The organism is Rhodococcus opacus B4, assembly GCF_000010805.1.
GTDB classification, from domain to species: domain Bacteria; phylum Actinomycetota; class Actinomycetes; order Mycobacteriales; family Mycobacteriaceae; genus Rhodococcus_F; species Rhodococcus_F opacus_C.
On the sequence record NC_012522.1, the window covers coordinates 1045046 to 1071158 of the forward strand.

Here is a 26113-nt window from a genome sequence, read left to right on the forward strand (position 1 = left end):
GTCACCGACGCAGATCGTCGGCGATCATCTCGGCGATCGCGGTCATCGCGAGCGCGTTGGGATGTGCCGGTTCGGCGGGTGACTGCGGCAGCATGCCCTCGAACCACCGCTGCCCCGCCGGCGCGCACGCGTCGTGCCCGCCGTCCACGGCGGCCTTCGCGATGTCGACGTAGTGCACTCCGTACCGGGCCGCGGCGTCGACGTAGATCTGGTTGAACCGTTCGAAGTACCGTTCGAGCCAGACCGCGTCCGCGTCGGACACGGGCAGATTCGGCCAGCAGCCGCGCCGGCCGACGGAGCCGCCGTGCCCGATCAGGTAGACCTCGGCGTCCGGGGCCTTCGCCACGATCGCAGCCACCACGGCATCGACCCGCGGCGCCATCGTCGCGATACCCTCGACCGCGAGTTGTTCCGCCAACGGGTCGTCGCGGCACCCGGCGTCGGCACCGGGAACGGGAGCGCCGCAGCGCACCGACACGGGCAGGTGATTGGAACCGCCGCCGCCGATGCTGAGCGTCACGATGTCGGTGTCGGCCCGCAGCGCATCGATCTGCGGTGGGACGAAACGCGTCCCCACGAATTGCGCGGTGCTGATCACGTGGGCGGGTGTGGCGGCGGAACACGTGACGTCGGTGAGGGTGGCCGCGCCGATCAGCCGCGCCAGCTCGGCCGGGTAGTTCAGGTCCGGCGATCGCAGGCACAGGTCGCGGTGCTCCGAGAATTCGATGAGCGGTCCGGCCGCGCGGGAGTCGCCGAGCGCCACATACGTCGGTTCCGGCCGCGGTGCGTCCCCGGCGGTCGCGGTCGCCGCCGGGAACGCCCCCGTGAACGCGAGTACGACGCAGGTGAGAAACCCTGCCCGCAGGAGGGTCAGCCGGCGCTCAGCTCTGCAGTCGGTCGTACCGGCCGAACAGCGACCGGTAGACCAGCGCGCCCACCGCGCCGCCGATCAGCGGGAACACGATGAACAGCCACACCTGGGCGAGCGCGCCGTTCTGGTAGGGCGCGACGGCGAGGCTGCGGGCCGGGTTGACGGAGGTGTTGTCGATCGGAATCGATACGAGGTGGATCACGGCGAGGGTGAATCCGATCGACACCCCGGCGAGCGGGACGTCGGAGATCTGGTCGGTGGACGCGAGAACCACGAACACGAGCAGCGCGGTGAGGAGGACTTCGACGATCATCGCGGCGCCGATCCCGTATCCGTTCTCGATGACCCCGCCGAGCGGTCCCTTGATGGCGGACGGACTGTGGGCGCCCCAGCCGTTGGCGCCGAGACCGTCGTCCGCCCGGTTGTACGACGGCAGGCTCTGCGCGATCGCGTAGACCACCACACCGGCGACGAGACCACCGATGACCTGGGCGACCATGTACAGTCCCGCCTTCGCGACGGACAACCGGCCGAGCGCGAGGTGCCCCACGGTGACGGCGGGGTTGACGTGGCAGCCCGAGATCGGTCCGATGGCGTAGACGAGGAAGAGCAGGGTCAGTCCGAATGCCAGTGCCACACCGAGGTTCCCGACCTTGGCTCCGGCGAAGACCGCCGTCCCCACCGCCGCGAAGACCAGTACGAACGTGCCGACCGCCTCTGCTACGTATTTCTTCAGATCCGAGATCGGTTCGACTTCTACGTATTCCTGTGCGGTTGGAGACATTGAACCCACCTTCGTCGAAATGGATCGTTAGTCCTGCTTTCCACGGATAGATCTGGGTGGCACTTTACGCCAGGCGGGTGATCTCCACGACGACTTCGAGATCTGTTGCCCGGCCACCGGAGAAGATGCCCTTGAGCGGCGGAACGTCCGCGTAGTCCCGCCCGATGCCCACTGACACGTGCTGTTCGTTCACCGCCACGGCGTTGGTCGGGTCGTATCCCCACCACGCCCCGGTCCACGCCTCGACCCAGGCGTGACTCTCCCCCGCCACCGTCTCGTCCACCGCCGCATCGGGTTTCGGGTGCAGATAGCCGGACACGTAGCGGCTCGGAATTCCCATGCTGCGCAACAGAACCAGAGTCAGGTGCGCGTAGTCCTGACACACGCCCTGCCGTTCGGCCCAGGCGTCGACCGCGGACGTGTGGACGCCCGTCGTGCCCGGGACGTAGTCCATCTCCCGGTGCACCCAGTCCGCCGCCGCGACAACGGCTTCGTCGGGGGTGCGTCCCTTGCGCAGGTCCCGCGCGATGGTGTCGAGTTTGCGGCTGCGCGGCACGAACGTGGTGTTGCTCAGCTGCTCGTTGAACCGGTCGGTGAGCGGCGGGCTCGCCAGTTCGCCCCAGTCCGCCTTCTCCTCCGGCTCCCAGAACGGTTCGGTCTCGACGACGGACAGCCCGGTGACCTCGAGTTCCTTGTGCGGCGCATGGAGATCGAACGCGGTGACGGCGGTGCCCCAGTAGTCGGTGTAGCGGTACGACCGCGTCGCCGGTGTGGTCTCCACCCGATTCAGGATCACCGTCTGCCTGCTGTCACCGCGCGGGGTGAGTCGCGCCTCGTTGTACGAGGACGTGACCGGTGCGTCGTAGGCATACCCGGTGGTGTGCACGACTCTCATTCGCCAGCTCACAGCTCTCCCTCCACGACGGATTCGCCGCCGACGGCCCGTGCATCGGTCCACGCCACCCACGGCGCGGCGTGAAAATACTGCAGCGCGATGGCTTCTCCCAGTTCGCGGCAGGTTTCCTGCAATCCCGCGAGCCGATCGTGGAGATCCTCGAGGAGCACGCCGGGCGGCAGGAACTCGAGTTCGCTCCGCGCCCTGCCGAGGAGGCGCTGCGCCTCGGCCCGGTGTCCGACGCGGCTGTCGGGCTGGTGGTCGAGTTCGGCGAGGCACAGCTCCGCCTGCCGGATGGCGTGGAACACCGACCGCGGGAACAGCCGGTCCAGCAGGATGAACTCGACCACCCGGTTGGCGTCCAGCGCGCCGCGGTACGTGCGCAGGTAGGTGTCGTGGGCTCCCGCGGAGCGCAGCACCGTCACCCACGCGGGCGAGGACGGGCGGTCGCCCGCACGGGACAACAGCATCCGCGCGAGCATGTCGACGCGTTCGATCGAGCGGCCGAGCAGCAGGAAGCGGTATCCGTCGTCGCGGCTCATGGTCGAGTCGGCCAGGCCCGCGAACATCGCCGCGCGTTCCTCCACGTACCGGAAGAACTCGTGCGGCCCGAGACGCTTGGACGCCCGCTCCCGCTCGGCGAGGCCGTTGTACGTGGTGTTGAGGCACTCCCACATCTCGCTGGACGTGACCTCGCGGGCACCGCGCGCGTTCTCGCGGGCGCTGGCGAGGGAGTCGATGATCGAGCCCACCTGGTTGCGGCTGAACGCCACCAGTTCGGTCACCGACCGGACGTCGAGCTGCGTGTCGGGTGCTTCGATGCCGAGCACCCGCAGCAGCAACCGGGACGTGCGGTCCGGGTCCACCGACGCGTCGTCGAGGAGCTGGTGCACGGCGACGTCGAGAATGCGGGCCATGTCGTCGGCCCGCTCGACGTACCGGCCGATCCAGTACAGCGATTCGGCGTTCCTGGCCAGCATCAGCGATCACCTCCGCGGCCGTGTTGTTGCTGTTGCTGTTGTTGCTGCTGAAGTTGGGTCGTGCTGAGTTCGGGTCCCTGCTCGGCCTCGGCGGACTGCGCCGGTGCGGCCACGAGCTCCTCACCCGCCAGTTCCCGCTCCTCGTCGGAGCTTCTGCTCGCGAGCACCCACGTGTCCTTGCTGCCGCCGCCCTGGCTGGAGTTCACGACGAGCGACCCCTCGGGCAGGGCCACGCGGGTCAGGCCGCCCGGCAGCACCCAGACGTCGTCGCCGTCGTTGACGGCGAACGGACGCAGATCGACGTGCCGGGGAACCAGTTCGTCCCCGACCTTCGTCGGCACCGTCGACAGCTGGACCACGGGCTGCGCGATCCAGCCGCGGGGGTCCGCCTTGATCTTCCGCGTGATCGTGTTCAGCTCCTTCGGTGACGCGTCGGGGCCGAAGACGATGCCGTAGCCACCGGAACCCTCCACCGGTTTGATCACCAATTCTCCGACCCGGTCCAGCACCTCCTCGCGTTCCTCGTCGAGCCAGCAGCGGAACGTGTCGACGTTCGCGAGCAGCGGCTTCTCCCCGAGGTAGTAGTCGATGATCTGCGGGACGTAGGTGTAGACGAGTTTGTCGTCGCCCACGCCGTTCCCGACGGCACTCGAGATGACGACGTTGCCCGCCCGGGCCGCGTTCAGGACGCCGGCCACCCCGAGCACGGAGTCCGGCCGGAAGTGCATGGGGTCGAGGTAGTCGTCGTCGATGCGGCGGTAGATGACGTCGACCTGCCGTTCACCCTCGGTGGTGCGCATGTAGACCATGTTGTCGCGGCAGAAGAGGTCGCGGCCCTCGACGAGTTCGACACCCATCTGGCGCGCGAGCAGCGAATGCTCGAAGTACGCGGAGTTCGCGACACCCGGTGTCAGGACGACGACGGTCGGGTCGGCCTCGTTGAGGGCGGCGGACGCCCGCAGCGCCCGCAGCAGGTGCGAGGCGTAGTCCCCGACGGACCGCACGCGGTGCGACATGAACAGGTCGGGGAACACCCGCGCCATCGTGCGGCGGTTCTCCATGACGTAGGACACCCCCGACGGCGAACGCAGGTTGTCCTCCAGCACCCGGAAGACCCCGTTCTCGTCGCGGACGAGGTCGATTCCGGCGACGTGGATCCGCACCCCGTTCGGCGGGACGATCCCCGACGCCTCCCGGTGGAAGTGCTCGCACGAGGTGACCAACCGCTTCGGCAGCACGTGGTCGCGCAGGATGCGCTGTTCCCCGTACACGTCGTCGAGGAACATCTCGAGCGCCTGCACCCGCTGCTTGATGCCCTTCTCGAGACGCGTCCACTCCGCCGCCGCAATGACGCGGGGCACCAGGTCGAGGGGGAAGGGCCGTTCCTGACCGGACAGCGAGAACGTCACACCCTGGTCGATGAACGCCCTGCCCAGCGCGTCGGATCGGGCGGCGAGGTCGGCCCGGTCCGCGGGCTCGAGCGCCTTGAAGACGCCCTTGTAGGGCGGGCGGACGGTGCCGTCGCGGTCGAACATCTCGTCGAACGCCAGACCGTAGCGGCCGATGTCCGTGTACCCGTCGAACACGTGGGCGGGTTCGGCAGGCTTGCGAGGCCGCGCGGTCACCCGCGTCCGGGGCGGGGTTCCCGCCGCCTTCGGACCCGCCTGCGCCGCGGCCCCCGATTTTCGGCCGGGGGCTTTCGAGGTGGCCGACGACTTCGATATTGTTGACGACTTCGATGCTGGGGGCGTCATCCCAGACATGCTGCTACACGTACACCCGTTCAGCAGCACAGCCGCAGGATTTGTCGGCGCGTCCGGCGCCGGTTTGAGATCGGACACCGATCACTGGTAATCTCGCCTGTCGGTGCATATGTGTGCGCCCAGAGCTTTCTCGACCGTAACCAGCTTAAGACGACAGGATTTTACGCGTGGCCAACATCAAGTCCCAGGTGAAGCGGATCCGTACCAACGAGGCGGCCCGACTCCGTAACCAGTCGGTGAAGTCCTCGCTGCGCACGGCGATCCGCTCGTTCCGCGAGGCTGCGGCGGCCGGTGACAAGGACAAGGCCAACGAGCTCCTCGTCGCCACCAGCCGCAAGCTCGACAAGGCAGCCAGCAAGGGCGTCATCCACGCCAACCAGGCTGCCAACAAGAAGTCTGCTCTCGCGCAGGCTGTCAACAAGATCTGACGGTTCTTCCGTCGTAGGCTCTCCAACAGCCGCTCGGTCCTCGGACCGAGCGGCTGTTGTCGTGTCTCCGTTCCTCGTGTGTCGCCGTCAGCTCCGGCCGTCAGATCTGGCGTAGCCGGGAGACGCGTCCCACGGCACTCTCGACGGCGTAGTCCGCGTCGGCCGCCGCGCCCTTGACGTCGGCGTTCAGGGCGGCGACGATCCGCAGTGCCTCCCCGACCGACGTGGGCGTCCATCCCTTCGCGAGGGCCTGCGCCTTCTTGATCTTCCAGGGCGGCATGCCCAGTTCCGACGCCATCCGGAACGGGTCGCCGCGCCCGGCCGGGGCGACCCGGGCGATCGAGTGCACCGCGTCGGCCAGTGCGTCCGCGAGCAGCACGTGCGGCACACCGCGCAGCATCGCCCAGCGCAGCGCCTCGATCGCGCCCGCGGTGTCGCCGGCGACGGCCTTGTCCGCGACGTCGAATCCGCTCACCTCGGCCTTGCCCGAGTAGTACCGCTGCACGGCGGCGACGTCGATCTTTCCGCCGGTGTCCGCCGTGAGCTGCGAGCACGCGGCGGCCAGTTCGCGCAGATTCGAGCCGACTCCCTCGAACACGCTCTGCACCACGTCCGGCGACACCCGGACCCCGAGGGTGCGGAACTCGCCGCGAATGAACCCGATGAGCTCGCCGGACTTCAGTTTGGCGCACGGGTGCACCACGGCCCCGAGCTTCTCCAGCGCCCCGGTCATCGCTTTCGCACGGCCACCGCCCGAGTGCAGGACCACCAGAACGACGCCCGGAGGCGGGTCGCCCGCGGCGTCGAGGACCAGTGCCACCGCGTCCTTGCCCGCCTCTGCGGCGGCCTCGAGCACCACCACGCGGTCCTCGGCGAACAGGGACGGGCTGAGCAGTTCGGCGAGTTCGGCCGCCCCGGCGTCGCCCGCTCGCAGCCGGTTGACGGGAAGCTCGGCGCCGGCGGCGACGTTCGCGCTCGCGCGGACCTGGCCGACGACCTGCGCCACCGCGCGTTCGACGAGGAATTCCTCGTCACCGAGGACCAGATGGAGCTGTTCGAGCTGAGTTGGAGTGCTCACGCGAAGATCGTGCCACGTGGGGCGGACACGTTCGCCGACACCCCGAGGCGGGACCGAGCACGGCGAACACCGGCGATCGCCACGCAGGGACGGCGTCGGCGGTGGACACTCGATGATATGACCGCGGAATCCGAGGTGGACGGCGTCACGCGCGAGGGCTTCGCGCACACGATCGACCTCGACGACGACCGCGCGGCAGGGCAACGGTACGAACTGAGTTTCCGGTACACCTGCCGCGACGGGCTGCTTCTGCGGTGGTCGGTGCAACTGGTGGCCCGCTGCTCGGTCTCCGGGCATGCCGAGGCCGTGTTCGCCGGTGGTCGATCCGCCCTCGAGCCGGTCCTCGGAGTGGGCACGGCGAACGGCGCCGACGACGACTTCGACGCCGCGTGCGCCGTGTACGAGCACCAGTGGCGGTCGCTGCTCGACCCGTCGGGCGGCAGCCCGCGAGGCGAAGGCGAGCAGCGTCACCTGTCCGACGCGCTCGCCCTGTACGGGCGCACGTGGCGCAGCGACTCCGGCCGTGCGGTCGCCGACCGGCTCGCGTCGTTCGCGAATGTCACCGTGCTCGCACTGGGCACCGATCCCGCATTCCAGGTGATGCGCCGCACCGCCGCGCACTATCCCGAACCGGTCGTCCTCGCCGTGTACCAGCCCGGCGGGCAACGCATCGACCTCAGCCTCGCCGACACGGCGACCGTGGAGGCGCTGATCGACGATCCCGGTCCGCTGCGCACCGGACCGGATTCCAGCGCGGGCACCCTGCTCGCGGGACCCGCGTCCACCGGGCTGCTGCACCCCGGCTACCTCGGCTCCACCACCGCGGCCGGTCTCACCGAGCTGACTCCGCCACCAGCGGTCAGCTGACCACTTCGCGTGTCAGCAGGCCGACCACCGCCGCCAGCGTGCCGACGCGCGCGAATTCCGTCCGTTGCTTCTCGGCGCCGGTGCCCTCCCGCAGCACCGTGTCGAGTCCCGATTCGAGGAACGCCCGGTCGCCGGCGCCGAGTCCCGGGGCCACGCACTCGTTCAGCAATTCCAGGTGCCTGCGGATGGGCAGGGGCCGATCGGTTGCCGGGCTGGTGCATTCCCCGTCGAGTCCGTCCCGGGCCGCCCGCCACAACTGCGCCCGCAGCAACTCGACGCGCAGCCATGGCACCGTGTCGCCGTTCGCCACCGACCGCAGCGCCCACCCCACGAGGCCCTTCACGACCACCGCGTAGAGCGCCGCGTGCGCCGCGGTCATGGCGACGTCCGCGATCCGGACCTCGATCGTCGGCTGCTTGTCGGACAGCCGGACGTGCCAGTAGATCATTCCCCGGTCCATGGCGGCGCCGGTCCCGATCATGGCGCCGACCGACGACTCGTACTCGTCCGCGGAATCGAAGTGCGGCGGCGGTCCCGCCGACGGCCACCGCGACCACATGATGTGCCGCCAGCTGTGGTAACCGGTGTCGTGCCCGCTGTGGAACGGCGAGTTCGCGGCGAGCGCGAGAAGCACGGGGAGCCAGCTGCGCAGCTGGTTGCTCACGAGCACCCCCACGTCGCGGCTCGGGATCCCCACGTGCACGTGACAGCCGCACGTGGTCACCGTGTCCACGATCGACCCGAAGTGGCGGGCCATCTCCTCGTACCGCGGGCTCGGAGTGATCGCCGGAGGCAATCCCTCGGCGATCAGCGAGGTTCCGCTGGGCACCAGCAACAGGTCGCGGCCCGCGGCGGCCTTCACCAGCCGGCGTCGCAGGCTGCGCAACTCCTCGTGCAGTTCCTCCCCGGTGTGGCACACGCCCGTCGCCGTCTCGATCTGGCACCGGGCGAGTTCACGTTGGAGCCCGTGAATGTCGTGGCCGGCCTCCGCGACCACGTCGGGTCCCGCGGAGGAGAGATGACCGGATTCGTCGACGAGGAAGAACTCCTCCTCCACCCCCACACTGAGGTCGCGATCCGATTCCGTTGCTGCAGCGCTCATTCAGCAGGTATCCCCGAGTTCCGCGGAGACGAAACCGGGCCCCCGGCTCAGGTGAAGCCGATGACCTCCTCGCCCCACGCCCGGCGCAGTTCCCGGTCCGGATCGTGGGCGACCGCGTCGGATCGGCCGATCAGCAGGGTCGCGCGGTCGCCTTCGTCGTACCGCGGCCACTCGATCTCCGCCCCGGTTCCGTCCGGGGTGCCCGCGGTGGCGAAGGACAGCCACCGTCGCTGGATCCGCTCCGACACGTGGCCGGCGGTCCGGTGCCCACCGAGCTTGAACGTGGGGTCGTGCGGGACGACGCCGAAGTTGCCGAAGACGTAGGGCACCTCGGTGCCGTGCGTGGCACCGATCCGTGCGGCGCGCAGGAAGGGTGTGGCGTAGTCGAAGCGGTACAGCCAGGTGGGCGCGACGCGGCTGTGCGCCTCCGCGATCCACAGCGTCGGCATCCGGAACGCGGCGTCCCGCGAGATCTCCATCGCCGAGCGTTTCTTCGGGTAGTCGGGATACGCCGCGGCCACCTCCTGTTCCTCGTCGGCGGGGAGGTCGGGGTGGTCGGCGGCGATCGCCACGAACATCTGATGCACCGCGTCCGGGGTGATCGGCATCAGGGGCGATTTCATCAGCCGGAACATCGACGCCTCGTCCTTGTTCGTCCCGATCAGCAGCGGAACTCGATGCGCGAGTCCTTTCCGGAAGGCCGCCACCGGGTAGTGCGGGACCACGTCCCCGTCGACGGTCGGGGCAACCGCCAGGGTCCCGGGCACCCGCGCGGGCACCTGCTGGACGAGTTCGACGCATGCCTTCGTCAGTACGTCGACGGGAAGGTCGCGCAGACGGCCCGCGTCGGCAGGCGCGATGTCGAGCAGTTCGAGGAACGATTCGGCGATACTCTCGGCTCGCGCACTGCCGTACACCGACGTCGCCGGCGAGCTCTCGGCGATCGCGCGATGGAACAGCCCCTCTGCCTGCGGCGACGTCATCAGCGTGGTGACCGAGCCGCCACCGGCGGACTCCCCGAACAGGGTGACGTCGGCCGGGTCGCCGCCGAACGCCGCGATGTTGTCACGCACCCACGTCAGGGCCGCGATCTGATCGCGCAGGCCGACGTTCGTGTCGAACGGGTGCTCCTCGGTCGAGAACGCGGAGAAGTCCAGGAACCCCAGCGCACCGAGCCGGTAGTTGAACGTGACCACCACGACGTCGCCGCGTTCGACGAGCCGGGACGGATCGAACATGCGCTGCCCGGACGAACCGAGGTAGTACGCCCCGCCGTGGATCCACACCATCACCGGCCGTGGTCGCCCGGCATCCGCCGCCGGCGCGAAGACGTTCAGGGTGAGACAGTCCTCGTCGATGGTCAGACCGGGATCGATGGGCAGCGGCCCGTGTTCGTTCTGCGGCGCGATCGGGCCGAACCGGGAGCAGTCGCGCACACCGTCGAAAGGTTCGGGCGGGTGCGGGGCGCGGAGCCGCCGCTCACCGATCGGCGGCGCCGCGTAGGGAATGCCTTTCCACGACAGGACGCCGCCCACCCGGACGCCGCGCAGCGTGCCCTCACGGACGGCCACGAGTGGGTTCTCGGTATGCGAAACCATGACGTCATCTTCGCCCGGGCAGCCCGCCTCCGGAGTCCGTTCGCAGATTCTTCCGGCTCGGACGGCGCCGACCGCCCGCTCTGGCAGACTGAGTCAGTGAGCCGGGCGCATGCCCGCACGCTGGAGGAACCGATGCGAGACATAGTGCCCGATACGTCACGCTCGCAGGCCGTCGGCAAGTCTGCGGCGACGTTCGCGACCCTCGCCGATCTGCTCTACGCGGGCCAGGATTTCGGGCAGGTCCACCAAGCCATCTGCGACGCCGCGCCGCTACTCGTCGAGGGTTGTCAGCACGCGAGCCTGATGCTCCGGCAGGGCGCCCGCTACGTGACGGTGGCGGCCAGCGACGACATCGCCGCCCGCGTCGACGAGCTCGAGCGCGTCGAGAACGAGGGGCCGTGCGTCGACGCCATCGTCAGCGACACCCCTCAGTTCGAAACGGACCTGTCCACGTCGTCACAATGGCCGCGGCTCTCACGACGGGTGCTGGCCGAGACGCCGGTGCGCGGGGCGGCCGGTTTCCGCCTCGTCATCCTGGGACGCAAGGTCGGCGCCCTCGATCTGTTCTCGGACACGCCGGGGGCCCTGACTACCGCCTCCGTGGAGCAGGGCATCATGCTCGCCTCGTTCGCGGCGGTGGCGATGGCGGCGGTGCACGAGCACCTCGAGGCCGAGACGCTGCGGGCCGGCCTCGTGAGCAACCGTGAGATCGGGAAGGCGGTGGGTCTGCTGATGGCATTCCACAACATTTCCGAGACACAGGCGATGGAGATTCTCCGCACCACCTCGCAGGACATGAACCTCAAGTTGGCGACGGTGGCGCAGGAGATCGTCGCGCACCATCACCGGAAGATGACCTGACCGCGGTCAGTCCGACTCCGGCGAATCGGGGGTACCGGCGATACCGAGCATCGACAGCAGCATGCGGCAGTCTGCGGCGTCGAGCGACTGAGCAGCGACGACGCGCTGCGCTCTCCACACCTGTCCGGCGTCGAGTTCGTCGTCCACGTCGAGATCCGTCCGCTCCGATTCCGACATCTCGCCCTCCAATGCGGGTGTGCTCCAAGACCGTTCGCCCTCGACTTCTGTCACCGGATGGTAGTCGGTGTTCGGGTGTCTCATACGCACATCGGGAATCGAAGTCGAAACGATACAGAAGCGGATCCACCGCGGTCGCGCCGAGCCTGCCGAGCGACGCATTCCGGAGACGAAAGTGACAGCGGCACAGCATATGTCAGGACGGGGTCAGCGCTCGCAGCGGCTCGCTGAGCTCGGTGGCGAAGAACTCGAAGAAGCCGTCCACGTCCGGTCCGGCGTTGATCAGCGCGAGACGATCGAATCCGGCGTCGACGAACGAGCCCGCCACCTCGAGGTGCCGCCGGACGTCCGGCCCGCACGCCATCGCGTCCCGGACGTCCTCGGTGCGGACCGACGACGACGCCGCCTCGAAGTTGATCGGATTCGGGAGCTCCGCTTGAACCTTCCATCCGGTCAACCCGAACCGGAACAACCGGTGCGCCGACTCCACCGCGGAATCCTCGTCGGGCGCCCACGCGAGGGGCACCTCCCCGTATTTCGGGCCCGTCCCGCCGGCCGCGGTGTAGGCCTGCACCAGATCCGGGTCCGGTTCGGTGGCGAAGAGTCCGTCGCCGAGCTCCGCGGCGATGCCGACGGCCTGCGCGCCGCCGGCCGCGACCGCGATCGCCGGGGGCACGTCGGGGAGATCGAAGACGCGGGCGTCGTCGAGGGTGAGGTGCTTGCCCTCGTAGGAGTGGTAGCCGCCCGACCACAGCAGGCGGATGATGTCGATCGCCTCCCGCAACATCTGGTGCCGGACGGTCACCGACGGCCAGCCGCCGCCGACGACGTGTTCGTTCAGCCGTTCCCCCGAGCCGAGGCCCAGGGTGAACCGGCCCTCGCTGAGGACGGCGGTGGTGGCCGCGGCCTGCGCGACGATCGCGGGGTGGTACCGGACGAACGGGCAGGTGACCCCGGTGGCCAGACCGATCCGCTCGGTCCGCGCCGCGGCGGCGGCGAGCATCGACCACACGAATCCCGAATGACCGTGACTGTAGAGCCAGGGGTGGTAGTGATCGCTCACCTCGACGAAGTCGAAGCCGGCCCGTTCGGCCTCCACCGCCTGCCGCACGATCTCCCGTGGATCGAACGTCTCGGCCATCAGCTTGAACCCGACCTGCATGTCTCGTCCCTTCCTTGCGTTCTGCGACGGTTTCCCGGATCCGGGCGCGTTCACACAAGGCGGCCCAGCGCCGACGGCCAGACCGGCGCCCACAACATCAGCACCCCGACCACGATTCCCGTGAGCACCAGCCGGGTTCCGCGACTGCGCAGCGCCGCACCGATCGCGAGCGCGGCGCCGAGGACGACGACCGCGCCCGTGGGCCCCGAGGGCACCGGGACGGAGGCTGCGGGGATCCGCGCACCGCGCTCGGCCACGGTCACCAGCCACCACAGCGGCCACTGCGTCAGGCGCACCACCACTTCCGCGACGGGAACACTGATCCCCGCGATCAGCGCGGTGACCGCGCCCGTCACGGTGATCACGCCGATCACGGGGGCGACCAGGATGTTCGCGCAGATCGAGACCAGACTCACGGTTCCGGCCATCGCGGCCACGATCGGAGCGGTCACGGCGAAGGCGGCGACAGACACCGCTACCGTCTCCGCCACCGCCCGCGGCCACCCGCGGCCCACCAGCGCGTCGACCCACACGGGCGCGATCAGGATCAACCCGGCGGTGGCGGTCGCCGACAGAACGAAGCCGAAGTTCACCGCCAGCTCCGGCGCCCACACCAGCAGTGCGATCACGCCCGCCGCCAGCGCCGGCATCGCCTGTTTCCGCCGCCCCGTGACGAGCGCCAGCAGGGCGACCGAGCCCATCGCGGCGGCGCGCAGCACGCTGGGTGACGGTCGCGCGACCACCACGAACGCAATCAATGCGACGGCGGCCAGCGCCGCGCCGGCCCGCGGACCCAGCCCCACCCCTCGGACCACGAGCAGCACCGCCCCCAGCAGGATGCTGACATTCGTCCCCGACACCGCCGTGAGGTGCGTCAGTCCGGTCGCGGTGAAGTCGTCCTTCACCTCCCGGGGCAGCGCCGACGTGTCGCCCACCACCAGACCCGGCAGCAGTCCCGCCTCGGCGGCGGGCAGGACGGCGGCGGCCGCGGCGAACCGGGTCCGCACAGCGCCGGCCCACCGCTGGTGCGCAGGCGTGGGACCGGCCTCCACGGGCGGTCCGGACACCCGGACCGTCGCCAGGCTCAGGTCCCGGTGCCGCGGTGGGCTCAACTGCCCGCGCAGCACCACGTCCTGACCCGGCAGCAGCCCGAGCCAACCGTCCGCCGGGGCGAGGAGGACCACCGCGCCGGCCGCGTGGATCGTCTCCCCGGCCCGGCGAATCTCGACGACGTCCGCGTTCACGAGCACGTGCCGTCCGAAGCCGGCGATCTCCCGGGGATCGTCGACCGGGGTGACGACGAGGGTCACCCACGTCTCGTTCCGGGCGAGTTCGGTCATCGGGTGCCGTTCCACGGCCTGAACCCGCCAGGCCACCCCCGCGGCGCAACACGACCCGAAGAGCAGTAGCGCGAGCGTCCCGGCCGTCCAACGCCCCGGTGACCGCAGCGCGCACCCGGCGGCGAGGAGGACGGCCGTCCCCGACAGGGCCGTCAGGAGCATCCATGCGGCGCGGGAACCCCCGAGGATGCCGATCAGCGTTGCCGCCCAGCAGATCCCGGCGAACGGGAGTAGCCGGAGGTCGAGCAGCCGCGGCTCGCTCTCGGGCATCACAGGGTGACCTGGGCGCGTAGCTTTTCCAGCCGCACCGGCCCGATCCCGTCCACCTCCCCCAGTTGTGAGATGTCGGTGAACTTTCCGTTCGTCGTGCGCCACGCCACGATCGCGGCCGCCGTGACGGGCCCGACCCCGGGAAGGGCGTCGAGTTCCGTCTCCGTCGCCGTATTGAGGTTCACCAATCCACCGGCCGCGGGGGTCGCCGCACCCGCGGGTCCCGGCGATCCCGCGGAGGTGCCGCCCACCGCGCTCGGCGGCGGCTGGGTGGTCGCGACGCCCACGAGCACCTGATCGCCGTCCGAAAGCCGTTGCGCCAGATTCAATCCGAGGGTGTCACCGCCGTCGCGCACTCCACCCGCCGCGGCGAGCGCGTCCGCGACCCGGGCGCCCGGTGGCAGCCGGACGAGGCCTGCCGAAACCACAAGGCCCACCACACTGACGACGATCTCCTCCTCCAGCGCGGGTGCCGGCGCCGCCGCGACCGTCGCCGGTTCCGGCGCCGGACTCAGGGAATGCACTCCCGCGGCAGGCAGCGACGGAACCGCCTGCGTGGCCGGCCGATCGCTGCGCACCGCCAGCACGGTCGCGGTCGCGACGACGATTCCCACCACGATCAGCGCGATCGCCCCGTACCGCCCGGGGTCGAATCGTGCGTCCCGCCACCGGTCGGGCAGGGCGAACCCGCCTCGGCGGCGCGCGGCGGACCACGTCTCCTCGCCGTCGAGGCCTGGCTCACCCGGCTCGGCCAGCCACTCCGGCGCCGCCGGAGTGGCGGGCGGCAGCACGTCGTGTTCGCCCGACGTCAGGAACGCGAGCCGGGTCCGGCCTCTCGAACGCTCTTCCCTGATGCCCATGCACGCGACGCTAGAGTGCGGCGCCCACAGGGTCGCCGCGCCGACCCGGCATTCGAATCGGCCTGTGGATCAGTGCGAAGTTGTGGATGAATCCTGGTTTTCGTCGTGCAGAGCGGGTTCCGGGCACAGCACGATGCCGATGGCGCCCGCCCCGACGTGGGCTCCGAGCACTGAACTGAAATCGGTGACGACGAGATCGCTGACCTGCGGAATCCGGTCTTTCAGCTGATGCGCCACCGCTTCGGCGCGTTGCGGGGCGTGCATGTGATGCACAGCAACGGCCGTTCTGTCCAGACCTGCCTGCTCCACTGCCACGTCGACCATCCTGGCCATGGCCTTGGTCGAGGTCCGCGTCTTCTCCTTCAGCACCAGCCGGCCGTCCACGAGATGCAGCACCGGCTTCATCGCCAGTGCGGTGCCGAGCAGTGCGGCGGCGGTGCCGATCCGCCCTCCGCGACGCAACTGGTCGAGCCGGTCGACGACGATCAGGCAACGCCCGCGGCTCGCGACGTCGACCGCCCGCCGGTACGCGGTCTCGAGGTTCGCACCGGCCTGCGCGACACGCGCCGCCTCGAGCACCGGGAATCCCAATCCCATTCCGGCGGACTGGGAATCGACGATCCGCACCCGGCCGTCGAACTCCTGCGCCGCCTGACGGCCCGCCTCCCACGTGCCGGACAGCTGCCGCGAGATGTGCACCGCGAGAACGCCTGCGCCCTCACTCGACTCGAGCGCTTCGGCGTAGGCCTCGGACAGCTCGCTCGGGGATGCGCCCGACGTGGTCACGCCTGCGAGGTCCTCGGGGATCTCGTCGATTCCCTCCCGGAAGTCCCGGCCACCACTGAGGACGTGGAGCGGGACCACCCGGATCCCGTACTGCTCGACGTGTTCGGGCAGAATCGATGCCGAAGAATCGGTGACGACGACGACAGGCATGGGACTACTCGGCTCCGCTCGACACCGGGTCGGCGGGAACCGCGCCCGCGGCGGAGTCCGGCACGACATCCGCCGCGCGGATCGCGGTCAGCATCGCCGCGGCCACCTCGGTGTGCCCGTCCCAGCCCCAGTGGATGCCGTCCGGGTTGCCCTGATCACTGAAGACGTTGGCGCGCACCGCCTCCGCGAGGTCGACGAGGGGCACGTTCTTCTTCTCCGACCACGTCGTGATGGCGGCGACGGCACCGGGACGCCCCGCGTGGACCTTGCCGTAGGCCTCGCTGCGATGCACCGACGGCAGGGTCCCGATGACGGGAAGTTCGGGCCGCATGTACGCGAGCGCCGCCCGGGAACTCTCCAGGTACTCGACGCTCAACCGCGGGGGCAACGCCACCGGCCAGCCCAGCGGCGCCAGCCGGGGCTGAAGCCACTGGTAGCCGCTCCGCACGACGCGGCGCAGCGCGGGCGGCCGGACGTAACGCAACTGCTCCCGCAACGCCGTCGGGAGCGGGGACGGCAGCGAATCCATGCCGCCGACGGCGAACACCACTGCGCCGGCCCGGGGAACCGCGGACCACACCCGTGGGTCCTGGGTCAGCGCCCACCACACGTCGCGGCTGGTCCAGCCGATCCGCGCCACCAACTCGACGTCCCAGCCGAGTTGACGGCCAACGATATTGGGCCAGATGTCGGGATGGTCGGACGGGAGGCCGCCCTTCGGCCCGTAGTACGACAGCGAATCGGCGAGCACGAGCAGGACGGGGCGTTCCCCGGGACCGGCACCCGCCTCAGAGGACGTCACTGGCCACACTCGCGGAAGCGTTCCACACGTCGAGGCGCCAGCTGAGCGAATCGGAGTTCCCGTACGCACTCAGCTGCACCCAGCTGGTGTTGCCCAGCCCGCCCAGCACCGGCCAGCGGTCGACGGGCAGATCCAGCAGGGCGGCGGTCAGTGCGGCGATCAGTCCGCCGTGGGCGACCAGGACCACCGGCTTCTCGGCCCAGTCCTCGTGCTTCTCGACCAGTTCGGCGACCACCGGCTTGCTGCGGCGGGCGACGTCGATGCGGCTCTCGCCGCCGGGGGGTGCCCACGTCGCATCCCCGCGCCACGCGGCGCGGGCGCCGGGTGCGCGCGCGTCGACGTCGAGGTGCGTGAGTCCCTGCCAGTCGCCGAGATGCGTCTCCCGGAGGCGTTCGTCGATCTGCACCGGAAGTCCGGCGTTGTCGCCGACCTCCACGGCGGTGTCGTAGGCCCGCCGCAGATCGGAGGACACGATGGAGATAGGCCTCCGACCGACGAGCGCGGTCGCGGCGGCGCGCGCCTGCGACCGTCCCAGCTCCGACAGTTCGGTGTCGAGCTGGCCCTGCATGCGGTTGTCGGCGTTGTACTCGGTCTGTCCGTGGCGGAGCAGTATCAACCGCCGCGGGGCACGGGGAGCATCCGTCACAGCTCGGACTCCTCATTCTCTGCGGCGCCCGCACCGGCATTCTCGGCGGCGCCCGCACCGTTCGCGTCGGCCGGGCCGTGCTGACCGATACCCTCGACCGCGACGGCCGGGCAGTCCTTCCACAGCCGGTCGAGGGCGTAGAAATTGCGTTCCTCGTTGTGCTGGACGTGGATGACGACGTCCACGAAATCGAGCAGTGCCCAACGGCCTTCGCGGGTACCTTCGCGCCGCACCGGCTTGTGACCTGCCTCACGCAGCCGATCCTCGATGTTCTCGACGATCGCGTTCACCTGGCGCTCGTTGGGGGCGGAGGCGATGACGAAGCAGTCGGTGATGACCAGCTGCTCGGAAACATCGAGCACCACCACATCGGAGGCCAGCTTCTCGTCGGCAGCCACTGCCGCGATGCGTGCCATCTCGATGGCTTCGGTCGTTGCGCTCACGCGATGTTCTCCCAGTTCGTTCGGAAAGTGCTGTCTAACTCTTGGTCTTGTCCGGGGCCGGTTCGGACATCGTCGTCGCGCCGTCGAGGCGCTCGGCGTCCGGGGGCCGGTACAGGTTCCGTTTGGAGATGTACTGGACCACACCGTCCGGCACGAGGTACCACACAGGACGATGGCGACTGGCGCGCCGCCGACATTCCGTCGAGGAGATCGCCAGAGCCGGGATCTCGATCAGCGTGACCGCGTCCTCCGGCAGCGCATCCAGGTGCCCGGCCAGATGTTCGGTGTTGAGATCGAATCCCGGACGCGACACCCCGACGAACTTCGCCAGCGAGAACAGTTCCTCCCAGTCCTGCCAGGACAGGATACTCGCCAGGGCGTCCGCACCGGTAATGAAGTACAGCTCGGCGTCCGGGTGGTAGCTGCGCAGATCCCGCAGGGTGTCGACGGTGTAGGTGACCTTCTCGCGGTCGACGTCCACCCGGCTGACCGAGAAACGAGGGTTCGACGCAGTGGCGATCACCGTCATGAGGTACCGGTCCTCGGCCGGGCTGACGCCCTTGCCCTGCTTCTGCCACGGCCTGCCGGTGGGCACGAAGACGACCTCGTCGAGGCTGAAGCGGTCGGCCACCTCGCTGGCGGCCACCAGGTGACCGTGATGAATGGGGTCGAAGGTGCCGCCCATGACTCCCAGGCGGCGCCGGCGCGTGCCCGTTGTTCCCTGTTCCACGAGTGTCGAGCTTACGGGTTCACACCGGCAGCAATCCGGCGACCACCGACGCCAGCTGCTGAGCGGATCGGCATTCGTGCATGCTGATGACCTCGTTGTACACCTTGGCCGCCGAGTCGCCCGATCCCCATTGACCGCGGGGCTCCGGGTTGAGCCAGTGCGCGTGCTTGGCCACCGACACGAGTCGGGCCAGCGCCTCCAGATTCGGGTCGCGGTAGTTGTTGCGGCCGTCGCCGAGCACCAGCAGCGACGTGCGGGACGTGATGCTCTGGGTGAACCGCTCGGCGAACACCCCGAACGCGTTGCCGTAGTCGGAGTGCCCGTCGTAGCCGACCAGGTCGGCTTCCCGGATCATCCGCGACATGGCGCTGCCCAGGTCGGCTCCCGCGTCGAAGAAACGGGTGACCTCGTCGGTGGTGTCGATGAACGCGAACACCCGCACCCGGGAGAACTGTTCCCGCAGCGCGTGGACGAGCAGCAGCGTGAAGTGGCTGAAACCGGCCACCGAACCCGACACGTCGCACATCACGACGAGCTCGGGCCGCGCCCGCCTGGGTTTGCGCTGGACGAGGTCGATGGGCACGCCGCCGGTGGACATCGACTTGCGCAGGGTGCGCCGCAGGTCGATCGAACCGGCACTCGCCCGGCTGCGCCGCACGGCCAGCCGGCTGGCGAGCAGCCGTGCCAGCGGGGTGACGTTGCGTTTCAGCGCGGTCAGCTCGGCGTCCGAGGCGCGCAGGAAGTCGACTTCCTCGGCGAGCCGGGGGACGCCGTACGACGCCACCCGTTCCTTGCCGAGGTTCTCGGCCGACCGGCGCCGCGTCTCCTTTTCGATCATCTTGCGGAAGTCGGCGATCCGCTGGGCGGCGGTGCGCTTGGCCACCTCGGATTCGTAACTTTCCGTCGTCCGGGCCCCGGTGTCCTGCTGATTGCCCAGGAGTCCGTCGAGGATCTTCTTCAGCAGGGTTTCCGGTGCGACGTCGCGCAGCGCCTGGTACGCGGAGAACGACGGGCCGTTCGCCGACTGGTACTGCCCCAGTTCCTCCACCATCTGCGCGGTCAGCAGCTCGGTGAGTTCGATCGCCTCCGGAGACCCGTCGGTGAGGAGGTCGACGATCAGCTCGCGCAGCGCCTCGTAGTCGATGTCACCCTTCGCGTTCCGCGGCAGGCTCGTGTCGATCGCCCCGGCCGCCCGGTTCCCGACCGCCGTCGGGAACCAGAGTTCGAACAACGCGTCGAAGGTGGGCCGGTGGGTGGGCCGCCGCAGCAGCGCGCACGCGAGACCCTCCCGCAGCGATTCGCGGTCCAGCAGGTCGAGGACCGACATCACCTGGCCGGCGTCGACGGTCTCGGACGGTCCGACCGTGATCCCACGCCGCCGCAGCGCTTCGACGAAGTCGACGAGGTGCCCGGGCAGCCCGTGTGGCGCCGCGGGACCGCCCGGCTTCGACCGGGACGAGGGGGGACCACCAGCAGCCATGGGAGTCCTTCAGTTCAGTCGGAGCTCGGCAGCGGCCCGCAGCTGGTCGGATTGGTGTTTGAGAACGACACCCAGCGTCGCGCGCACGGCGTCGTCGTCGAGGGTGTCGAGCCCGAGCGCCAGGAGGGTGCGACCCCAGTCGATGGTCTCGGCCACCGACGGCAGCTTCTTCAGCTGCATGCCGCGCAGCACGCGGATGGTCTTGACCATCTGCTCGGCCACTGCCTCGGGCAGTTCCGGCACCCGGCTCGCGAGGATCCTCCGCTCGAGTTCGGCGTCGGGGAAGTCGAGATGCAGGAACAGGCAGCGGCGCTTGAGTGCCTCCGACAGTTCGCGGGTGGCGTTGGAGGTGAGGACGACGAACGGCTTGCGCGTGGCGGTGATGGTGCCCAGTTCGGGGACGGTGACCGCGAAATCGCTGAGCACCTCGAGGAGCAGGCCCTCGATCTCGACGTCGGCCTTGTCGGTCTCGTCGATCAACAGCACCGTCGGGTCCTCGCGCCGGATCGCGGTCAGCAACGGCCGCGACAGCAGGAACTCCTCCGAGAAGACGTCCGCCTTGGTGGCGTCCCAGCTGTGGTCGCTGCCCGCCTGGATGCGCAGGATCTGCTTCGCGTGATTCCACTCGTACAGGGCGCGGGCCTCGTCGACGCCCTCGTAACACTGCAGGCGCACCAGTTCGGCGCCGGTGGTCTCGGCGACGGCGCGGGCCAGCTCGGTCTTGCCGACTCCGGCGGGACCCTCGATGAGCAGGGGCTTGCCGAGCCGGTCGGCGAGGAACACCGCGGTCGCGGTGGCCTTGTCGGACAGGTACCCGGTTTCGGCGAGCCGAGCGATGACGTCGTCCACGCCGGCGAAGAACGGCTTCGTGGTGGGCAGTGCGCGGTCCACGCTCGCTCCTTTCAGAAGGGGGCTACGGGCAGAGGGTCGTGACGAAAGCGAGTCCGGTGGAGTTCTAGACCGGGCGGGTGTGCCCGTCTCCCCACACGATCCACTTGGTGGAGGTCAGTTCGGGCAGGCCCATCGGACCGCGGGCGTGCAGTTTCTGGGTGGAGATCCCGATCTCGGCGCCGAATCCGATCTGCTCACCGTCCGTGAAGGCGGTGGAGGCGTTGACCATGACGGCGGCGGCGTCGACCCGGGCGGTGAACTCGCGCGCGGCCGCGAGGTCGGACGTCACGATGGCCTCGGTGTGGCCGGTGCCGTATCGGTCGATGTGCTCGACCGCGGCGTTCAGGTCGTCGACCACCTTGAGCGCCACGTCGAGGGTGAGGTACTCCTCCGACCAGTCCGACTCCGTCGCGGGCACGAGCCCGGGCAGGTCACCGTGGACGGTCACGCTGTGCATCTGGAGGGCCTGCAGGAGCTTCGGCACCGCCGTCTCGGCGATGGCGGCGTCGATCAGCACGGTCTCCGCCGTGTTGCAGACACTCGGCCGCCGCGTCTTGGAATTGAGCAGAACCCGTTCGGCCATCTTCAGGTCGGCCGCCGCGTGGACGTAGACGTGGCAGTTGCCGACGCCCGTCTCGATCGTCGGGACGGTCGCGTCGCGCACCACGGCGCTGATCAGGCCGGCGCCGCCGCGGGGAATCACGACGTCCACCAGCCCGCGGGCCTGGATCAGGTGCGTCACGCTGGAGCGGTCCTCGCTCGGCAGCAACTGCACCGCGTCCGCCGGCAGCTCCTGCGCCGCCAGCGACGTCCGCAGCGCCACGACCAGGGCCGCATTCGACTTCGCCGCGGACGAGGAACCGCGCAGCAGGGCCGCGTTGCCGGACTTCAGTGCCAGCCCGAACGCGTCGACGGTGACGTTGGGCCTGGCCTCGTACACCATGCCCACCACGCCGAGCGGGACCCGCAGCTGACGCAGTTCGAGACCGTTCGGAAGCGTGGAGCCGCGCACCACTTCACCGACCGGGTCGGGCAGACCGGCCACCTGACGCAGGCCGGACGCGATGCCCCCGATCCGTTCCGCGGTCAGCCGCAGCCGGTCGAGCAGGGACTCCTCGGTGCCCGACGCCCTGGCCGCCTCGATGTCGGCGGCGTTGGCGGCGAGGATGTCGGTGGAGGCGGCGAGCACGGCGTCGGCCGCCGCATGGAGCGCCGCATCCTTCTGCGCGGTGGTGAGCAGCGCGAGGACCCGCGACGCGGTGCGGGCGCGACGGGCCGCTGCGTGGACGGCTTCACGGGTATCCACCGTGGCACCGGCCGACGAGGTGGAAGTCACTGCAGTCATGAAGACAGCCTATATACAGAGTCGGATACCCCGCGGAGCGGGAAGGGCGGGAATGATTTCGTCCCCCGCGTGGGTTGCGACTGGTCGAGACCATCAGAGGCAGGAGTGCTGCAGTGAGCGTGTTGTTCGAACCCGTCACCTTCCGTGGAGTCACCGTCCCGAATCGAGTGTGGATGGCGCCGATGTGCCAGTACTCGGCCGACGTGACCGGCAGCGACGTGGGGGTGCCGGGCGACTGGCACCGGACGCACCTGGTGACGCGGGCCATCGGCGGTGCAGGCCTGATCCTCACCGAGGCGACGGCCGTGAGCCCGGAGGGTCGCATCAGCCCGGCCGACCTCGGCATCTGGAACGACACCCAGACGGAGGCCTTCGCGCAGATCAACGCGCAGCTCGAGCACTTCGGCGCGGTTCCCGGCATCCAGCTCGGTCACGCCGGGCGCAAGGGCTCCGCGCACGTCCCGTGGCGTGGCGGGGGCAGCCTCGACGAAGACGACCGGCTGTCGTGGCGGACGGTGGCTCCGAGTGCGATCGGTTTCGGCGACCACACCCCGCCCGCGGCGGCGACGGACGAGGACATCCGGAAGGTGGTCGCCGATTTCGCCGCCGCCGCCGAGCGGGCGTCCCGCGCCGGCTTCAAGGTGGTGGAAGTTCATGCGGCACACGGCTATCTGCTGCACCAGTTCCTGTCCCCGGTCAGCAATCACCGCACCGACGGGTACGGCGGCAGCTTCGCGGGCCGCACTCGTCTCCTGCTGGAGGTCGTCGAGGCCGTGCGCGGCGTGTGGCCGGCCGAACTGCCGGTCTTCGTCCGGGTCTCGGCCACCGACTGGCTGTCCGAGGAGCCCGGGCTCGACGCGGACAGCTGGACGCCGGACCAGACCGTCGCCCTCGTGCAGGCGCTCGCCGATCTGGGCGTCGACCTCGTCGACGTGTCCAGCGGCGGCGTCGCGTCCGCGCAGATCCCGGTCGGCCCCGGCTACCAGGTTCCGTTCGCCCGCCGCATCCAGAGCGAGACCCTGCTCCCGGCCGCCGCGGTCGGGCTCATCACCGAGCCGGAGCAGGCCGAGCGGATCGTGGAGTCGGGCGAGGCCGTCGCCGTGTTCCTCGGACGTGAACTGCTGCGCGACCCGTACTGGCCACGAAAAGCGGCACGCACATTGAATGCCCAGGTGACGCCGCAGATTCCGGCCCAGTACGCCCGCGCGTTCTGAGGCTCGAACCGACAGGCCGCCGCATCCTTTGCTACGGTAATCGCTCTTACAGCTGGTAGTCCCGCACCCCCGGACGGTGGAGCGGGACCGACCCACGAGCCAGAGCCGATCGGCGGGGGCCGCATCGCGCCGAAGGGCCGTGGGTTGCCGAACCCGACCAGCAATCGCCGTGCGGGCGACGAAAAGATGCGTGCATCAGGTACGTGCCCCGTGCGGGTGATAACTGCGCTGGGGAGCGCACGACATGAATGCACCAGATCACTCGATCACGTCGGCCGAGGTGGCCGAATCACCTGATGTCACGGTCACCGACGAGGCCTCCGTCAAACGCGCCGTCAAGGCCACCATGCTCGGTAACGCCATGGAGTGGTTCGACTTCGGCGTGTACGCCTACCTGGCGACCACGATCGGCAAGGTCTTCTTTCCCGAGGCCAGCGGCACCGCACAGCTGCTGTCGACGTTCGCGATCTTCGCCGCGGCCTTCGTGGTCCGCCCCCTCGGTGGACTGTTCTTCGGTCCGCTCGGCGACCGGATCGGCCGCAAGAAGGTGCTCGCCACCACGATCATCCTGATGGCGGGCAGCACGTTCGCCATCGGCCTGATCCCGAGTTACGGATCCATCGGGCTCGTGGCACCGATCCTGCTGGTCCTGTTCCGGCTCGTACAGGGATTCTCCACGGGCGGCGAGTACGGCGGCGCCAGCACGTTCGTCGCCGAGTACGCACCGGACAAGCGCCGCGGGTTCTTCGCGAGCTTCCTCGAATTCGGCACCCTCGCCGGGTATGTCGCGGCCGCGGGCCTGGTCACGATCATCAGCACCGTGGTGAGCGCCGACGCCCTGGTCGACTGGGCGTGGCGGATTCCGTTCCTGCTCGCCGGACCGCTGGGCCTGATCGGCCTGTACCTGCGGTTGCGGCTCGAGGAGACGCCGGCATTCCAGCAGATGGAGCAGGCCGAAGAACGTTCGCTCGCAGACGAATCCACGGGACGCAAACTGCGCGAGACGCTGGTGGAGAACTGGCGTCCGCTGGTGCTGTGCGTGATCCTGGTGGCCACCTACAACATCGCGCACTACGGCCTGCTCAGCTACATGCCGACGTACCTGTCGAACACGCTCGGCTACGACGAATCGCACGGCCTCGTCCTCATGATCATCGTGATGCTCATCATGATGGTGGCGATCAGTTTCGTCGGAAAGCTGTCCGACCGGGTCGGTCGTAAACCGTTGCTGCTGGCCGGTTTCGTCGGGTTCTTCGCGCTGTCGCTGCCTGCGTACCTGCTGATCGGGGTCGGCCACTACTTCACCGTGTTCCTCGGCCTCGCGATCCTCGGCGGCCTGTTGCTGCTGTTCGTCGGCGTGTTCCCGTCGGTTCTCCCCGCGCTGTTCCCCACCGGGATCCGCTACGGCGGCCTCGCGATCGGATACAACCTCGCGGTGTCGATCTTCGGTGGCACCACTCCCCTGGTGCTCACGGCGTTGCAGGACGCGACGGGCAGCGACCTCGTCGCGCCGATGTACATGATGGCCGCGGCGGTCGTCGGCGGGATCGCGGTGCTGCTCATCTCGGAGACCGCCCGCAAGCCCCTCGAGGGTTCGCCGCCCGCCGTGTCCACGGACGCCGAGGCGCGGCGCATCCTGAAGCGTCTCCGCCGCACCAAGGGCGAGGCATCCGCGACACCCGCACAGGAGACGGCGGCCGCCGACGCGGGTTAGTCTCGGAAGATGTCCGCTCCCAGGGTCGCCGTGGTCGGCAGCGTCAACATGGATCTGCTGACGGCGACCGAGCGGTTGCCCGGGCCCGGGGAGACGATCCTGGGCAGCGCCTTCGCCGCCACCCCCGGCGGAAAGGGCGCCAACCAGGCGATCGCCGCGGCGCGGGCGGGCGGGGCCGTGACGTTCATCGGCGCGGTCGGCTCCGACGTGTTCGCCCTCGACCTGCGGCAGGCCCTCGTCGACGCCGAGGTCGACACCCGGTACCTGCGGGAGGTCGACGGGCCGAGCGGGATCGCGGCGATCACGGTCGACGCCGCCGGGGAGAACAGCATCGTCGTGGTGCCGGGCGCCAACAGCACCGTGGCGGACCTGACACCCGCCGAACTCGCGGCGGTCGCGGACGCCGACGTCCTGCTCTGCCAACTCGAGATACCCCTGGGCACCGTGGTGGCCGCCGCGACGCACGCCGCGGCCCACGGCACCGTGGTGATGGTGAATCCGTCACCGGCGCAGACACTTCCACCCGAGCTCGTGGAGCTGATCGACGTGCTGCTGGTGAACCAGACCGAGGCCGCGCAACTCGGCGCCGAGGTCACCGGCGCCGTCTCCCACGTCGTCACCACGCTGGGGTCGTCGGGCGCGGACTACGCGGGCCGCGACGGTGCCGCGCTCCACGCCGACTCCCCGGTGGTCGAGGTGGTCGACACGACCGGCGCGGGCGACGCCTTCGCGGGCGCCCTCAGCGTGTCGTGGCGCGGCGGCCCCGAGACCGCCGTCCCGTTCGCGTGCACGGCGGGCGCACTCGCGACCACCCGCCGCGGCGCGTCCACGTCGTCTCCCACCCTCGCCGAGATCGAGGCGGCCCTGGCCGGCTGA

General features: G+C 69.8%; 26 protein-coding genes. 6 read left to right on the forward strand and 20 right to left on the reverse strand.

The features are described 5' to 3' along the window. Position 1: 1 nt before the first annotated feature. The 5 genes from ROP_RS04890 to ROP_RS04910 all read right to left on the reverse strand — a co-directional run bounded on the left by ROP_RS04890 (position 2) and on the right by ROP_RS04910 (position 5155). A complete protein-coding gene (locus tag ROP_RS04890; protein WP_012688233.1) occupies positions 2-763 on the reverse strand; it encodes an SGNH/GDSL hydrolase family protein in 762 nt (253 codons plus the stop codon). Between the two features lie 118 nt (positions 764-881). Beyond that, on the reverse strand, positions 882-1655 hold the full coding sequence (locus ROP_RS04895) for an aquaporin (RefSeq protein ID WP_012688234.1): 774 nt from the start codon (positions 1653-1655) through the stop codon (positions 882-884). Between the two features lie 64 nt (positions 1656-1719). Next, on the reverse strand, positions 1720-2550 hold the full coding sequence (locus ROP_RS04900; RefSeq protein ID WP_043824233.1) for a transglutaminase family protein: 831 nt from the start codon (positions 2548-2550) through the stop codon (positions 1720-1722). 8 nt (positions 2551-2558) lie between these two features. After that, on the reverse strand, positions 2559-3530 hold the full coding sequence (locus tag ROP_RS04905) for an alpha-E domain-containing protein (protein WP_012688236.1): 972 nt from the start codon (positions 3528-3530) through the stop codon (positions 2559-2561). Further along, positions 3530-5155 (reverse strand): circularly permuted type 2 ATP-grasp protein, encoded by a 1626-nt coding sequence (locus ROP_RS04910; RefSeq protein ID WP_012688237.1) that lies wholly within the window; start codon positions 5153-5155, stop codon positions 3530-3532. Before ROP_RS04910 ends, ROP_RS04905 begins: the two co-directional genes overlap by 1 nt. Positions 5156-5460: 305 nt before the next feature. Between ROP_RS04910 and rpsT the strand changes: the two genes are divergently transcribed. Beyond that, positions 5461-5721 carry a 30S ribosomal protein S20 gene (gene rpsT / locus ROP_RS04920; RefSeq protein WP_012688238.1) on the forward strand — a complete coding sequence of 87 codons (261 nt, stop codon included), beginning with the start codon at positions 5461-5463 and terminating at the stop codon, positions 5719-5721. A 100-nt stretch (positions 5722-5821) separates the two neighbouring features. On the opposite strand, the gene holA is transcribed toward rpsT, so the two are convergent. Continuing rightward, a complete protein-coding gene (holA, locus tag ROP_RS04925; protein WP_012688239.1) occupies positions 5822-6799 on the reverse strand; it encodes a DNA polymerase III subunit delta in 978 nt (325 codons plus the stop codon). A 117-nt stretch (positions 6800-6916) separates the two neighbouring features. On the opposite strand from holA, the gene ROP_RS04930 reads away from it, so the two are divergent. Then, positions 6917-7666, forward strand: a complete 750-nt coding sequence (locus tag ROP_RS04930) for a hypothetical protein (RefSeq protein ID WP_012688240.1) — start codon at positions 6917-6919, stop codon at positions 7664-7666. Here the strand turns inward: ROP_RS04930 and ROP_RS04935 are convergent. Together ROP_RS04935 and ROP_RS04940 are read right to left on the reverse strand one after the other, a co-directional pair. Further along, positions 7659-8768, reverse strand: coding sequence for a carboxylate-amine ligase (locus tag ROP_RS04935; protein ID WP_012688241.1), 1110 nt, complete (start codon positions 8766-8768; stop codon positions 7659-7661). The two genes, ROP_RS04930 and ROP_RS04935, sit on opposite strands and share 8 nt — an antisense overlap. 47 nt (positions 8769-8815) lie before the next feature. After that, positions 8816-10366, reverse strand: a complete 1551-nt coding sequence (locus tag ROP_RS04940; RefSeq protein WP_012688242.1) for a carboxylesterase/lipase family protein — start codon at positions 10364-10366, stop codon at positions 8816-8818. A gap of 132 nt (positions 10367-10498) precedes the next feature. Between ROP_RS04940 and ROP_RS04945 the strand changes: the two genes are divergently transcribed. Continuing rightward, complete coding sequence (locus tag ROP_RS04945) at positions 10499-11227, forward strand: GAF and ANTAR domain-containing protein (protein ID WP_012688243.1); 729 nt, start codon at positions 10499-10501, stop codon at positions 11225-11227. A gap of 6 nt (positions 11228-11233) precedes the next feature. Here ROP_RS04945 and ROP_RS43480 read toward each other — a convergent pair whose 3' ends face one another. The 12 genes from ROP_RS43480 to ROP_RS05005 all read right to left on the reverse strand — a co-directional run bounded on the left by ROP_RS43480 (position 11234) and on the right by ROP_RS05005 (position 22309). Continuing rightward, positions 11234-11404 carry a hypothetical protein gene (locus ROP_RS43480; RefSeq protein WP_167315952.1) on the reverse strand — a complete coding sequence of 57 codons (171 nt, stop codon included), beginning with the start codon at positions 11402-11404 and terminating at the stop codon, positions 11234-11236. A 196-nt stretch (positions 11405-11600) separates the two neighbouring features. Then, positions 11601-12566, reverse strand: a complete 966-nt coding sequence (locus ROP_RS04955) for a TIGR03557 family F420-dependent LLM class oxidoreductase (RefSeq protein WP_012688245.1) — start codon at positions 12564-12566, stop codon at positions 11601-11603. A gap of 50 nt (positions 12567-12616) precedes the next feature. Continuing rightward, positions 12617-14176 carry a ComEC/Rec2 family competence protein gene (locus tag ROP_RS04960; RefSeq protein ID WP_043824236.1) on the reverse strand — a complete coding sequence of 520 codons (1560 nt, stop codon included), beginning with the start codon at positions 14174-14176 and terminating at the stop codon, positions 12617-12619. Continuing rightward, the gene (locus ROP_RS04965; RefSeq protein WP_012688247.1) at positions 14176-15036 is read right to left on the reverse strand and encodes a ComEA family DNA-binding protein; all 861 of its coding nucleotides are present in this window, start codon (positions 15034-15036) and stop codon (positions 14176-14178) included. The genes ROP_RS04960 and ROP_RS04965 overlap by 1 nt, the downstream gene beginning before the upstream one ends. A 69-nt stretch (positions 15037-15105) precedes the next feature. Further along, positions 15106-15972 carry a DegV family protein gene (locus tag ROP_RS04970; RefSeq protein ID WP_012688248.1) on the reverse strand — a complete coding sequence of 289 codons (867 nt, stop codon included), beginning with the start codon at positions 15970-15972 and terminating at the stop codon, positions 15106-15108. A gap of 4 nt (positions 15973-15976) precedes the next feature. Next, positions 15977-16774 (reverse strand): diglucosylglycerate octanoyltransferase, encoded by a 798-nt coding sequence (gene octT / locus ROP_RS04975; protein WP_012688249.1) that lies wholly within the window; start codon positions 16772-16774, stop codon positions 15977-15979. Beyond that, on the reverse strand, positions 16761-17420 hold the full coding sequence (locus tag ROP_RS04980) for a histidine phosphatase family protein (RefSeq protein WP_012688250.1): 660 nt from the start codon (positions 17418-17420) through the stop codon (positions 16761-16763). The genes octT and ROP_RS04980 overlap by 14 nt, the downstream gene beginning before the upstream one ends. Beyond that, positions 17417-17863 carry a ribosome silencing factor gene (gene rsfS / locus ROP_RS04985; protein ID WP_012688251.1) on the reverse strand — a complete coding sequence of 149 codons (447 nt, stop codon included), beginning with the start codon at positions 17861-17863 and terminating at the stop codon, positions 17417-17419. Before rsfS ends, ROP_RS04980 begins: the two co-directional genes overlap by 4 nt. Before the next feature lie 34 nt (positions 17864-17897). After that, a complete protein-coding gene (nadD, locus tag ROP_RS04990; protein WP_080512439.1) occupies positions 17898-18593 on the reverse strand; it encodes a nicotinate-nucleotide adenylyltransferase in 696 nt (231 codons plus the stop codon). 19 nt (positions 18594-18612) lie between these two features. After that, positions 18613-20073 carry a vWA domain-containing protein gene (locus ROP_RS04995; protein ID WP_012688253.1) on the reverse strand — a complete coding sequence of 487 codons (1461 nt, stop codon included), beginning with the start codon at positions 20071-20073 and terminating at the stop codon, positions 18613-18615. A 9-nt stretch (positions 20074-20082) separates the two neighbouring features. Next, positions 20083-20964: an AAA family ATPase gene (locus ROP_RS05000; protein ID WP_012688254.1), complete on the reverse strand. Its 882-nt coding sequence runs from the start codon at positions 20962-20964 to the stop codon at positions 20083-20085. A 64-nt stretch (positions 20965-21028) separates the two neighbouring features. After that, complete coding sequence (locus tag ROP_RS05005) at positions 21029-22309, reverse strand: glutamate-5-semialdehyde dehydrogenase (RefSeq protein ID WP_012688255.1); 1281 nt, start codon at positions 22307-22309, stop codon at positions 21029-21031. Between the two features lie 113 nt (positions 22310-22422). Here ROP_RS05005 and ROP_RS05010 point away from each other — a divergent pair, with 113 nt between their 5' ends. The 3 genes from ROP_RS05010 (at position 22423) to ROP_RS05020 (ending at position 26113) form a co-directional block, all read left to right on the forward strand. Then, positions 22423-23523, forward strand: a complete 1101-nt coding sequence (locus ROP_RS05010) for an NADH:flavin oxidoreductase/NADH oxidase (protein ID WP_012688256.1) — start codon at positions 22423-22425, stop codon at positions 23521-23523. Between the two features lie 244 nt (positions 23524-23767). After that, positions 23768-25237 carry an MFS transporter gene (locus ROP_RS05015; RefSeq protein WP_012688257.1) on the forward strand — a complete coding sequence of 490 codons (1470 nt, stop codon included), beginning with the start codon at positions 23768-23770 and terminating at the stop codon, positions 25235-25237. Positions 25238-25246: 9 nt separating this feature from the next. Further along, on the forward strand, positions 25247-26113 hold the full coding sequence (locus tag ROP_RS05020) for a ribokinase (RefSeq protein ID WP_012688258.1): 867 nt from the start codon (positions 25247-25249) through the stop codon (positions 26111-26113).

Excerpts from the sequence above, each read along its gene's own strand:
- ROP_RS04995 (WP_012688253.1), bottom strand. The coding sequence starts at position 20,073 with ATGGCTGCTGGTGGTCCCCCCTCGTCCCGGTCGAAGCCGGGCGGTCCC.
- ROP_RS05020 (WP_012688258.1), top strand. The coding sequence starts at position 25,247 with ATGTCCGCTCCCAGGGTCGCCGTGGTCGGCAGCGTCAACATGGATCTG.
- ROP_RS04905 (WP_012688236.1), bottom strand. The coding sequence starts at position 3,530 with ATGCTGGCCAGGAACGCCGAATCGCTGTACTGGATCGGCCGGTACGTC.
- ROP_RS04900 (WP_043824233.1), bottom strand. The coding sequence starts at position 2,550 with ATGAGAGTCGTGCACACCACCGGGTATGCCTACGACGCACCGGTCACG.
- ROP_RS05015 (WP_012688257.1), top strand. The coding sequence starts at position 23,768 with ATGAATGCACCAGATCACTCGATCACGTCGGCCGAGGTGGCCGAATCA.
- ROP_RS04930 (WP_012688240.1), top strand. The coding sequence starts at position 6,917 with ATGACCGCGGAATCCGAGGTGGACGGCGTCACGCGCGAGGGCTTCGCG.
- ROP_RS04960 (WP_043824236.1), bottom strand. The coding sequence starts at position 14,176 with ATGCCCGAGAGCGAGCCGCGGCTGCTCGACCTCCGGCTACTCCCGTTC.
- ROP_RS43480 (WP_167315952.1), bottom strand. The coding sequence starts at position 11,404 with ATGTCGGAATCGGAGCGGACGGATCTCGACGTGGACGACGAACTCGAC.
- ROP_RS04970 (WP_012688248.1), bottom strand. The coding sequence starts at position 15,972 with ATGCCTGTCGTCGTCGTCACCGATTCTTCGGCATCGATTCTGCCCGAA.
- ROP_RS04935 (WP_012688241.1), bottom strand. The coding sequence starts at position 8,768 with ATGAGCGCTGCAGCAACGGAATCGGATCGCGACCTCAGTGTGGGGGTG.
- ROP_RS04965 (WP_012688247.1), bottom strand. The coding sequence starts at position 15,036 with ATGGGCATCAGGGAAGAGCGTTCGAGAGGCCGGACCCGGCTCGCGTTC.
- ROP_RS04895 (WP_012688234.1), bottom strand. The coding sequence starts at position 1,655 with ATGTCTCCAACCGCACAGGAATACGTAGAAGTCGAACCGATCTCGGAT.
- ROP_RS05005 (WP_012688255.1), bottom strand. The coding sequence starts at position 22,309 with ATGACTGCAGTGACTTCCACCTCGTCGGCCGGTGCCACGGTGGATACC.
- ROP_RS04940 (WP_012688242.1), bottom strand. The coding sequence starts at position 10,366 with ATGGTTTCGCATACCGAGAACCCACTCGTGGCCGTCCGTGAGGGCACG.
- ROP_RS04955 (WP_012688245.1), bottom strand. The coding sequence starts at position 12,566 with ATGCAGGTCGGGTTCAAGCTGATGGCCGAGACGTTCGATCCACGGGAG.
- ROP_RS04945 (WP_012688243.1), top strand. The coding sequence starts at position 10,499 with ATGCGAGACATAGTGCCCGATACGTCACGCTCGCAGGCCGTCGGCAAG.